Raw genomic sequence first — 10,530 nt, 5'->3', positions numbered from 1 at the left:
TGAGCTTTCAGGTATCCTTTTTTCTATCATACTTTCTGCATGAAGGAAATCCCTGGTTTTCCTGTCAAAATTAACACACTAGGTTTTCGCTAATTTATCAAAATTAGGCGACTAGAAGTCGCGGCTACACAAACAAAGTCCGCATTTCGACAGGCTCAGTGACCGCCTGCACGGACTAATTTAAACCGTAATCCTGTTAATCCTTTAATCCCGGACATTCTGATAGCGTAGCGTGGCGTATGACTCCTACGTCGTCACGCAAGCTATAGCCATTTCTGACAATATTATTTCCTATGAAATTGATTTCTGAACCACCGATTTCTGTCAAAATTCAAAAGATGAAACAACGGGTGCGGTGGCAGCATTCGAGTATCTTACAGCAGGGAATTGACCAAACCTGCATGGTGATAGATGATGGCAACTCAGAAAGTCCAGATTTTTCCTTTATGGTAATGGGTGATACTGGAAGTAAGTCCTATTCTGGACACCATCCCCAACGGGAAGTTGCCAAAATGATGGTAAATCATGGTGATGATTGCCGTTTTGTGCTGCACACTGGTGATGTGATTTATATGGTGGGTTCTCGTGAATATTACCCAGCCAATTTTATTGAACCTTATCGAGAATTTTTAGTTGGTGGTCATCAGCCTCAAAATATTGCTTATGATCAGATGGTATTTAAGCTGCCGATTTTACCAGTGCTGGGGAATCATGATTACTATGATGTTCCTTTACTCTATCGGTTGTTAACTGGTCCGACTTTGCCTCTACGGCGGATGTTGCGATATAAAGATATTGAGATTGGTTGGCATGGTTCAAATCAAGGTGATGCTTATGCTAGAGCATTTTTAGATTATTTGGCGGCAGTTTCTCCAAGTGATTTGGAAGCATATTTAAAACAGCATTACAACGCCAAAACTATTACGGGTAAATGTTTGCGTTATCAACCAGGGAATTTTACTCGTTTACCTAATCGCTATTATAATTTTTGTTACGGCGGTATTGACTTTTTTGCCTTAGATTCTAATACTTTCAATACTCCAGATCCTTTACCTAATAACCAAGCTGGGGATAATTTCCGTCGGGAATTAGCACAACGTCGTCAGGAAATTGACCAAGAAGAATTACGGATTTTGACGGAATATGACAAACTCAATCCTGAAAAGTCTGATGACGCGGAATTATTGGCTGAACTGGGGGGAAAATTAGACCAAATTAATGAGGTAAAAATTGATATTGAAAAGCAATTAGAGTCTCATACCAATACTAATGTTGATTTTGAACAATTGAATTGGTTAAAAGAAAGATTAATTGCATCTTGGCAGAATAATGCAGTTAGAGGACGGGTAATATTTTTCCATCATCCACCTTATGTTACAGAAGGTAGTAAATGGAATCAAAGGCAAACTTTAGCGGTTCGTCATCGGTTACGGGATGTTTTTGATGAGGTGGCAACAAGTTTGGGTAATATAACTCAGGAACGTCCAATAGTAGATATAATATTCAGCGGACACGCCCATTGTTTTGAGCATTTGCAAACTGTGAATACAGGACACGCAGATTCTGATATTAATTATATTATTGCCGGTGGTAGTGGTCGTCGTCTTCGTCGTCAACGTCCAGAAGGAGGAGAATTGCTGGAAACTTTCAATAATAATGGGGATCTTTCCATTCGCAAGGTTGCTGATTCGCTGTTGTATGTGGGACGGAGTGGGAGTGGTTTGGAGAGTAAAAAACCTTATTCTTGTGTGCGGGTGGATGTGTTGGGGGGCTTTCCTGCGAAGTTTATGATCACACCTTTAGTGACAGAGTTAGTTGAGGGTAAATGGTGCGATCGCCAATTAAAACCTTGGATAATTTATAATCCAGGAGGATAGGAGAGACGTTATTGAAAACGCCTCTAAAATAATTAAAACTCCGCACTTTGTGGTGTGCGAGGAAACGGAATCACATCTCGAATGTTTCCCATACCCGTCATAAATTGCACCAATCTTTCAAACCCCAAACCGAAACCAGCGTGGGGAACAGTACCATAACGACGTAAATCTAAATACCACCACAAATCCTCTGGGTTCATACCCTGTGCTAATACCCGTTTTTCTAAAACATCAAGTCTTTCTTCTCGTTGTGAACCACCAATAATTTCGCCTATTTTTGGTGCGAGAATATCCATAGCGCGGACGGTTTTTTCATCGTCACTCAACCGCATATAAAAAGCTTTAATTTGGGCGGGATAATCTGTAACAATGACAGGCTTTTTGAACAATTGTTCAGCTAAATAGCGTTCATGTTCTGATTGTAAATCAGCACCCCAACTCACAGGGTAATCAAACTTAGCATCAGCTTTTTCTAAAAGTTTGACTGCTTCGGTATAAGTCAATCTTTCAAATTGATTATTAATAATATTATTTGCAGTTTCTAAAACAGTATTATCAATCCGTTCATTAAAAAATTCCATGTCTTCGGGACAAGTTTCCATCACATATTTAAAAATATGTTTGAGAAACTCCTCAGCCAAATCCATATCACCTTCTAAATCACAAAAGGCCATTTCTGGTTCAACCATCCAAAATTCGGCTAAGTGTCGAGAAGTATTAGAATTTTCTGCCCGGAATGTGGGACCAAAGGTGTAGACATTCGTAAAAGCCATAGCCATGATTTCGGCTTCTAATTGACCACTAACTGTTAAATATGCGGGTTTACTAAAGAAGTCTTGGCTATAATCAATTTCTTGGTTTTCTGTTTTAGGAACGTTCTTTAAATTGAAATTAGTCACACTAAATAGTTCACCTGCACCTTCACAATCACTGGCGGTAATAATGGGAGTATGTACCCATAAAAAGCCCCGTTCGTGAAAAAATTGGTGAATAGCAGTGGCGCAAGCATTTCTCACCCGGAATACTGCACCAAAGGAGTTAGTTCGCGGACGCAAATGGGCAATGGTGCGGAGAAACTCAAAGGAATGACGTTTCTTTTGCAGAGGATAAGTATCAGGATCAGCATCTCCGTATACTTTCACTGTATCTGCTTTTAATTCTATTCTTTGTCCTTTACCTTGGGAAGCTACTAGGACTCCTGCTACTTCGATAGAAGCACCTGTATTGATTTGTTTTAATATTCCTTGATAGTCTGGTAAATCTTGATTAATAACAATTTGCAAATTACCCAAGGATGAACCATCATTAAGTTCCAAAAATGCAAATCCTTTTAATTCGCGTTTTGTTCTTACCCAACCTTGGACTACTAAAGTTTCATCTGGTTTACCACTTCTTAATATTTCTGCAATACGATAATTTAGCATTTTCTACAATTTGTATTTTTTAAAGGATCAGAAGGATCAGGATCAGATCCCCGACTTCTTTGAGAAGTCGGGGATCTTTTACATCAACCAACCCAAGATTTTAATAACCAACCTATAATAACGCCTAAACCGCCAAAACGAACAGCTTGCCAAAAGGGTCTTTTCAGGCTAGTCCAAGAAAATAACTGGCTTTCTAGATTGATTTCTAAGGTTTCTAATTGTTTTTGCAGACGATTTAACTCGGCTTTAATTTCTGGAGTCTGCTTTCTATTTTGCTTTAAATTTTTTAATTCTTGTTGCCATTGTGCCTTTTGTTGTTGATCATTTTGCACTTGTGCATATCTATCTTTTAAGAATCGTAATGAAGTTTCTACTTCTGCCAATTCCTGTGCAAAATCTGGCTGGGGATTTTCCTCTAAATTAGTCATTGATGATTGTTCATTAGCTATGATGATTAAATCATAACTTTTACTCTTAACTCGTCACTTAGTATTATGTCGCAAACTAGCCAACTCAAGGAAATTAGCACTCTAGAACTAGCACAGGCACTCATGGAAAGGCTGAGTATTTCTCCTGATGATTGGCATCGGCTCAAATCTAACCGCAATGCCCGCGCTAGTGAACAAGCAGCCGCCGCAATGGTATTTTTGGTCAAAAATGAACCCCAAGAAGCACAGGCTAGGCTAGAACAGGCTGTAGGCTGGCTAGATAAGTCAATTTCCGCTCCCCCCTGCCCTACGCACGGGCATAAGCGTGAAGAAATTAAGCAATAACTTTCACCTGCCCCCTGCCTCTTATCTTCGCAAAGATAATAAACGCCGGCTTTCTACTTGTTTACAAAGTGTGAGTTCTGTACCTTTGCAATTCCATTTTACTTGATCAAAAATTTGATGCAGTAAGGACATACCCCGCCCACTTTCTGCTTCGTCTGGTGGTAAATAGTCATTGGGATCACTATGATCTTCGAGAGAGGGCGTGAAACCACTACCCTGATCTGAGATAATCCACCAATACTGATTATCTATTAATGAGAACCGAACTACGACTAATTTGCCGGGATCAAGATTATTCCCATGTTTAGCGGCATTTACTAGGGCTTCTTGAAGTCCTAGTCGTAGTTCCGATTGTAATTTTACAGGAATATCTGTCAAGAGTAAATCTAGGATTGGACAAAGATAGAGGGTGGAGGCAAAACTAATTGTCCCCCAATAACGCCCAACTGGACGAAGAGAAATGGTAATCACAAGAGAAACCCCGTAGCTTTTATTTAGCTAGACATCAGGAAAGCTTTTTCAGGCATTCTGATAAAAATTAGGTAGTCATGCTGCCTTCAAACTTGAGTCTGTAAAACTAAATTTATAAAAATGCTCTTAGCTGATAACAGAGAATGAGAATTCATCTTGTTTATTTACAATTTGCTAAAGTTAATCTGTTCATTTATTAGATGAATAAGAACTGCTATTTTTGAACAAAATGGGCAGGAGGCTCTTGTTAACTGCTAGTTTGTATTTAACACAATTTTATCCCTTTCTTAAGACTCTATGCAGCTTCGATTTCTTTAAAACAAAATGAGTTTCTATTTTTATGTAATTCCATTCTAGCATTATGAGTATCCACTAGAGTACAAATTTCTGATTTTTATTTTTGGGAAGAATTAACTATTCTTATCATTGTCTGATAGCACTAGAAAAGCTGCTGCTTCTACATGAGCAGTTTGAGGAAAAAAGTCAGCAGGTTGCACCCTTGTGATTTTATATAGCCCATCTTCGCAAAGTAGTTTCAGGTCACGGGCGAGGGTGGCTACTTTACAACTGACGTAAACTATTCGAGATGGTTTCAGGTTTCTTAATGTTTTGATAACGTTAGCTTCACATCCTTTGCGGGGTGGATCAAGTAAGACGACATCTGGGATAATTTCCAAATTCTGGAGAATCTTTTCGACTGCGCCTACTTGGAATGTTACATTATTAATTCCATTTTCTTGGGCATTGATAGTTGCTTGTTGTACTGCTGTTGGTTGCAATTCTAAACCTGTGATGTGCTGTGCTTGCTTGGCTAGGGGTAAAGTTAATGTCCCTATCCCACAATAGGCATCAATGAGGATTTCATGCCCTTGTAGGTTCAGTTCTGACTGAATTACGGCTAGGAGTGCTTCGGCTGTTTCTGTGTACACTTGGAAGAATGTATCTGGGCCGATTTGAAAATCCAGTCCGGCGAATTTTTCTTGAAGGTGGGGAGTTCCAGCTAGACAACGGGTTTCTGATCCAAATATAGCATTTGTGCGATCGCTATTGCGGTTAAGTGACACACCGACTAATTCGGGATAACGCTGTAACCATTGCTGGGCTTGGGTTTCAATTCCTGGTAAATTCCAATTTGTGACGACTAAAGTTAGCAGCATTTCTCCTGTACGACGACCAATGCGTAAACCCAAATGGCGAATTAGTCCTTTATGTCGGGTTTCGTCATAAATTGACCAACCCTGCTTTTCAATATCCAATTTTACTTCAGCTAACAAGGGATTTAATCGCTGGTCTTGGACGGGGCATTGATTCAAGTTAATTAATTTATGAGTACCTTTGTGATAATATCCAGCTTGGACATGACCTGTGGCTGACCTACCAATAGGATATGTGACTTTGTTGCGATAGCCAAAGGATGCAGCACTTACCAAAACTGGATCTATCGGTGGATTTACAAAACCGCCAATTCTTTCTAAAGCTTGAGTTACTTGATTGTGTTTGGCGATTAATTGGTAGTCATAATTAATATGTTGCCACTGACAACCACCACATTTATCAGCAACAATACAACTGGGACGCACCCGGTGAGGTGAGGCTTGCAATAATTCCTGCACCTGACCATAGGCATATTTTGGCTTAACATTGAATAGTTTGACAAGTAGGCGATCGCCTGGAACAGTATCAGCAACAAAAACCACCCGCTGTTCAAAGCGTCCCACACCATCACCAGTATCGCTTAAATCAGTAATTTCCAGTTCAATAATTTCATCTTGTCGCCACATTATATTAGTCATTAGTCAATTGCTAGAGAACAATGTCGAATTGTAAATTCATTTATCTCTATCTTCCCATACACTTCACGAATGTCCCTCTAAGTCGGTAAACTAGCAGATATAAATATTTCAGTTCATTTAGATAATCATGACTGTAATTAGCCAAGTTATTCTCCAAGCTGACGACGAACTGCGTTACCCCAGCAGTGGCGAACTCAAAAACATCAAAGCATTTTTGGAAACAGGTGTGCAGCGCACAAGAATCGCCGCCACCCTTTCAGAAAACGAGAAAAAGATCGTTCAAGAAGCCACCAAAAAACTTTGGCAAAAACGCCCTGACTTTATCGCCCCCGGTGGTAATGCTTACGGCGACAAACAACGGGCTTTGTGTATTCGGGACTTTGGCTGGTACTTACGCCTAATCACCTACGGTGTACTTGCCGGTGACAAAGAACCCATTGAAAAAATTGGTTTGGTTGGTGTGCGGGAAATGTACAACTCTCTCGGCGTTCCCGTGCCTGGAATGGTAGAAGCGATCGCCTCTCTCAAACAAGCGTCATTAGATTTATTAAATGCAGAAGACGCTGGGGAAACAGCACCTTACTTTGATTACATCATTCAAGCGATGTCATAATCAAACCTCTGTACGATAGATAGGAACAGAGTTAAAAGTCCTTAATTCCCCACAATTGTTAGTAGCTATGGCAAATATGTGTCAGGTTATTAACTAATTGTGGGGATATGTTATGCTTACCACAAGTTATTACATATAAAGACCGCAAAAAAAACGACAGACTGATGATAGGCTGTCGGCAGTTAGTATGTTCCCTATTAATGACTCGACTCGGCTAGAGTTTAGTTAACATTAATCATACCAACGTGGCAATTTCCCTGAGATGATGTCAATCATGTATATGTGTGACTTCTATCACCTTAGATAAACAGGAGTCAGGAGTCAGGAGTTCAGGAGGAAGAAGAAAGAAGAATCGTTTTCACCAATTACCAATTACCACAACTTACTTACAAAATAATTAGGAATTAGAAAATTTAGAAAAAATAATCCTCCTCAAAAGCGACTTTCTTCTGGCAATTTGTGTGATCATTATTTAGATGGAAGAAACTCAATATTATCAGGTAGAAGGAAATAAATTTTTCATGTCAATTATTATAGCAGAAAAACTTAATAAATTTTATCCTGTATCCACAAAACAACCAGGTATTAGGGGAACAATTAACCATTTTTTCCGCCGTACCTATCGCTCAATTCCCGCAGTCCAGGATGTCACTTTTACCATTGAAACCGGAGAAATAGTGGGGTTTTTAGGACCTAATGGCGCTGGCAAAACTACCACCCTGAAAATGCTAACAGGATTAATTCATCCTTCTAAAGGTACAGTTAAAGTTGGAGGATTTATTCCCTTTAATCGTCAAGAAGCATTTTTGCAAAAAATCACCTTAGTCATGGGACAAAAACAGCAATTACTTTGGGATTTGCCAGCATTGGATTCTCTGAGAATTAACGCCGCAATTTATAATATTTCTGATAAAGAATTTCAACGTCGAGTTGGAGAACTAACAGAAATGCTGGCTTTAGAAGGTAAATTAACCCAACCTGTTCGCAAATTATCATTAGGTGAAAGGATGAAAGCTGAACTGTTAGCAGCACTTTTACACCGTCCTCAAGTTTTATTTCTAGATGAACCAACTTTAGGATTAGATGTTAATGCTCAAGCAGGAGTACGTAACTTTTTAAAAGAATATAATCAACTATATCAAGCCACAATCTTATTAACAAGTCATTACATGGCTGATATTACAGCTTTATGTGAACGGGTGTTATTAATTCATCAAGGCAAACTCATTTATGATGGTAGATTAGATGGATTATTAGAAAATTTTGCTCCTTATCGAGAAATTTATGTCGAATTAGCGCAAGCATTACCCCTAGAAAAACTTATGTCCTATGGTGATGTACAAATGCTAGAAGGAAGAGCAGTGAGATTTATTGTTCAACAAGAAGCCATGACTCGCACTGTTTCTCAGATTTTAGCTGATTTAGAAGTGATAGATTTAACAGTTACAGAACCACCTGTAGAAGAGGTAATTGGTAGGGTTTTTCAAAAAGGATTTAACCATTGATAACTATGAAAACACTTGTTAAAAAATCCTTAACTTTGCTGTCTGTATATTATGCTAATGTGCTGGAATATAGATCGGAATTAATATTCTGGGTTTTAGCTGGTTCTTTACCAATGATCATGATGGGTATTTGGGTACAAGCTGCTGATAGTGGTAAATTTGCTTTTAAATCTGTAGACTTTGCTCGATATTTTTTCGCAGTTTTTCTGGCTAGACAACTCACTGTTGTTTGGGTAATTTATGATTTTGAAAAAGAAGTATTAGAAGGTAAACTTTCGCCAAAATTATTACAGCCTTTAGATCCAGTTTGGCATCATGTAGCGAACCATCTTGCGGAAAGAGTCGCTAGAATGCCTTTTGTATTGGTTTTATCAACATTCTTTTTTGTTCTCTATCCTCAAGCCTTTTGGTTGCCAAGTATAACTAACTTATTTATATTCCTCTTAGTAGCATTTATGGTTTTTGCTTTAAGGTTTATCATTCAATATACCTTTGCTATGTTTGCATTTTGGACAGAAAGAGCCGCAGCTTTAGAAAATTTATGGTTGTTGTTTTTCATATTTTTATCAGGTTTAATAGCACCTTTAGATGTTTTTCCAGAAAATATCAGAAACATAGTTATGTTCACACCTTTTCCTTATATGATCAATTTTCCAGCTAGTATTTTAGTAGGACTACCTGTAGATTTAACCAGAGGATTTCTATCAATCTCAGGTTGGTTTCTTATATTTTTTGGTGCTAATCGTTTTTTATGGCGCAGAGGAATGAAAAAATATTCAGGTATGGGGGCTTAATAATTCATAATTTAATTGACTTCAGCAGTGTAAATGTTTTGGATAAGTTCTTGTAAGTCATCAAGATTATTTACAGTTAGGCTATATTTTTGAATAGTTCTTAAGATTGCTAAATCAGAAATTCCTGAGATTATTGGCATTAATTGTAAACCTTCATTTCCGAATTTGACATCTAATAACCCAAGTTGCTAGTTATGTATATGATAGCAATTTTCCTTAGTGCCAAATGTTAATCACTCACTCAGATAGATGAATTAGAAATTAAAAACTAGGAAAATTCCCTTTACATAGAATTATCAGAGGGAAAAATGTTAGATAAAATAATTACAATCTACGCTATTGTAGACGATTTATTAAAAGCAATTGGACACACCGAAGATATTCGGTGTCATATGAGCGATGCAGAAATTATTACTACGGCATTAGTTGGATCCATATTTTTCGGTGGCAATCATAGTCAGGCTTGCGACTATATGAAAGATCATAAACTAATCGTCAAGATGTTACAAAAATCTCGCTTTAATCGCCGCCTACATCGTCTTTTTATGCTAATGAATGATATTTTTCATCAACTAGGAATGATACTAAAGGAAATTAGTGAGCATACAGAATACTTACTAGATTCGTTTCCTATACCGTTGTGTGACAATATTCGCATTTTTAACGTCAAGTTAATTCATTCAGAAGATTTTCGAGGTTATATCGCCTCAAAAAAACGGTATTTTTACGGCGTGAAAATTCACTTAATTAGCACAAAAGATGGTATTCCTGTTGAATTTGTATTTATGCCTGGAGCAGCTAACGATGTCCGTGGTTTAAATGCTTTACCTCTAAATTTACTACCTGGTAGCGAGCTTTACGTTGATGCAGGTTATACTGATTATAATATTGAGGATGACATAAAAGAAACAAGTGAATTTTCTTTAGAAGTCATGCGGAAAAAGAATTCCAAGCGTAAAGACTTGCCTTGGAATCAATATATTAAACAACATACTCGGCATTATATTGAAACAGTATTTAGCAGTATCACTTGTCCATTTCCAAAATTTATCCATGCGGTTACGTATGAAGGATTTTTACTGAAAGTACAAGCATTTATTTTTGCATTTACTATTCAAAAAGCATTTATTTAATCCGGTAATTTTTATAGCTGATAATAGTTCAGTATTGGAGTTGCAAAGTATTGTAGCTCTTGAGCTATCTTGCGTATTTATACACGAATCAATAACTACTGTTACTTAAATAATAATAACTAGTACACTACGGCGTAAGTGAACGAA

General features: G+C 37.8%; 11 protein-coding genes. 6 read left to right on the top strand and 5 right to left on the bottom strand.

Features of this window, described 5'->3' with window-relative positions:
- Window positions 1-293: 293 nt before the first annotated feature.
- Window positions 294-1,877, top strand: a complete 1,584-nt coding sequence (locus FJR05_RS08790) for a metallophosphoesterase (protein WP_168643751.1) — start codon at window positions 294-296, stop codon at window positions 1,875-1,877.
- A gap of 32 nt (window positions 1,878-1,909) precedes the next feature.
- Here the strand turns inward: FJR05_RS08790 and asnS are convergent, their stop codons facing one another.
- Both asnS and FJR05_RS08780 read right to left on the bottom strand, forming a co-directional pair.
- Window positions 1,910-3,301, bottom strand: coding sequence for an asparagine--tRNA ligase (gene asnS / locus FJR05_RS08785; protein WP_168643750.1), 1,392 nt, complete (start codon window positions 3,299-3,301; stop codon window positions 1,910-1,912).
- 83 nt (window positions 3,302-3,384) lie between these two features.
- A complete protein-coding gene (locus FJR05_RS08780; RefSeq protein ID WP_168643749.1) occupies window positions 3,385-3,729 on the bottom strand; it encodes a hypothetical protein in 345 nt (114 codons plus the stop codon).
- 66 nt (window positions 3,730-3,795) lie between these two features.
- Here FJR05_RS08780 and FJR05_RS08775 point away from each other — a divergent pair, with 66 nt between their 5' ends.
- A complete protein-coding gene (locus FJR05_RS08775; protein ID WP_168643748.1) occupies window positions 3,796-4,074 on the top strand; it encodes a DUF6439 family protein in 279 nt (92 codons plus the stop codon).
- Window positions 4,075-4,095: 21 nt separating this feature from the next.
- Here FJR05_RS08775 and FJR05_RS08770 read toward each other — a convergent pair whose 3' ends face one another.
- Both FJR05_RS08770 and rlmD read right to left on the bottom strand, forming a co-directional pair.
- Window positions 4,096-4,545, bottom strand: coding sequence for an anti-sigma regulatory factor (locus FJR05_RS08770; protein WP_168643747.1), 450 nt, complete (start codon window positions 4,543-4,545; stop codon window positions 4,096-4,098).
- A gap of 410 nt (window positions 4,546-4,955) precedes the next feature.
- Window positions 4,956-6,338 carry a 23S rRNA (uracil(1939)-C(5))-methyltransferase RlmD gene (gene rlmD / locus FJR05_RS08765; RefSeq protein WP_168643746.1) on the bottom strand — a complete coding sequence of 461 codons (1,383 nt, stop codon included), beginning with the start codon at window positions 6,336-6,338 and terminating at the stop codon, window positions 4,956-4,958.
- Between the two features lie 127 nt (window positions 6,339-6,465).
- Here rlmD and FJR05_RS08760 point away from each other — a divergent pair, with 127 nt between their 5' ends.
- The 3 genes from FJR05_RS08760 to FJR05_RS08750 all read left to right on the top strand — a co-directional run bounded on the left by FJR05_RS08760 (window position 6,466) and on the right by FJR05_RS08750 (window position 9,250).
- Window positions 6,466-6,951, top strand: coding sequence for an allophycocyanin subunit alpha-B (locus FJR05_RS08760; protein WP_168643745.1), 486 nt, complete (start codon window positions 6,466-6,468; stop codon window positions 6,949-6,951).
- 521 nt (window positions 6,952-7,472) lie between these two features.
- The gene (locus FJR05_RS08755) at window positions 7,473-8,456 is read left to right on the top strand and encodes an ATP-binding cassette domain-containing protein (RefSeq protein WP_168643744.1); all 984 of its coding nucleotides are present in this window, start codon (window positions 7,473-7,475) and stop codon (window positions 8,454-8,456) included.
- 5 nt (window positions 8,457-8,461) lie between these two features.
- A complete protein-coding gene (locus tag FJR05_RS08750) occupies window positions 8,462-9,250 on the top strand; it encodes an ABC-2 family transporter protein (RefSeq protein ID WP_168643743.1) in 789 nt (262 codons plus the stop codon).
- 11 nt (window positions 9,251-9,261) lie between these two features.
- On the opposite strand, the gene FJR05_RS27615 is transcribed toward FJR05_RS08750, so the two are convergent.
- Entirely contained in the window at window positions 9,262-9,390 is a 129-nt protein-coding gene (locus FJR05_RS27615; RefSeq protein WP_256376184.1) for a hypothetical protein, read from the bottom strand.
- A gap of 168 nt (window positions 9,391-9,558) precedes the next feature.
- Here FJR05_RS27615 and FJR05_RS08745 point away from each other — a divergent pair, with 168 nt between their 5' ends.
- Window positions 9,559-10,383, top strand: a complete 825-nt coding sequence (locus tag FJR05_RS08745; protein WP_168643742.1) for an IS982 family transposase — start codon at window positions 9,559-9,561, stop codon at window positions 10,381-10,383.
- Window positions 10,384-10,530 lie beyond the last annotated feature (147 nt).

The organism is Dolichospermum sp. UHCC 0259 (assembly GCF_009711935.1).
In the GTDB taxonomy this organism is placed as follows: domain Bacteria; phylum Cyanobacteriota; class Cyanobacteriia; order Cyanobacteriales; family Nostocaceae; genus Dolichospermum.
This window is presented reverse-complemented; position numbering and strand designations above follow the sequence as displayed.

Bases quoted from the DNA above. Each gene is read 5' to 3' on its own strand.
- FJR05_RS08790 (WP_168643751.1), top strand. From the start codon at position 294: ATGAAATTGATTTCTGAACCACCGATTTCTGTCAAAATTCAAAAGATG.
- asnS (WP_168643750.1), bottom strand. From the start codon at position 3,301: ATGCTAAATTATCGTATTGCAGAAATATTAAGAAGTGGTAAACCAGAT.
- FJR05_RS08780 (WP_168643749.1), bottom strand. From the start codon at position 3,729: ATGACTAATTTAGAGGAAAATCCCCAGCCAGATTTTGCACAGGAATTG.
- FJR05_RS08775 (WP_168643748.1), top strand. From the start codon at position 3,796: ATGTCGCAAACTAGCCAACTCAAGGAAATTAGCACTCTAGAACTAGCA.
- rlmD (WP_168643746.1), bottom strand. From the start codon at position 6,338: ATGACTAATATAATGTGGCGACAAGATGAAATTATTGAACTGGAAATT.
- FJR05_RS08760 (WP_168643745.1), top strand. From the start codon at position 6,466: ATGACTGTAATTAGCCAAGTTATTCTCCAAGCTGACGACGAACTGCGT.
- FJR05_RS08755 (WP_168643744.1), top strand. From the start codon at position 7,473: ATGTCAATTATTATAGCAGAAAAACTTAATAAATTTTATCCTGTATCC.
- FJR05_RS08750 (WP_168643743.1), top strand. From the start codon at position 8,462: ATGAAAACACTTGTTAAAAAATCCTTAACTTTGCTGTCTGTATATTAT.
- FJR05_RS27615 (WP_256376184.1), bottom strand. From the start codon at position 9,390: ATGCCAATAATCTCAGGAATTTCTGATTTAGCAATCTTAAGAACTATT.
- FJR05_RS08745 (WP_168643742.1), top strand. From the start codon at position 9,559: ATGTTAGATAAAATAATTACAATCTACGCTATTGTAGACGATTTATTA.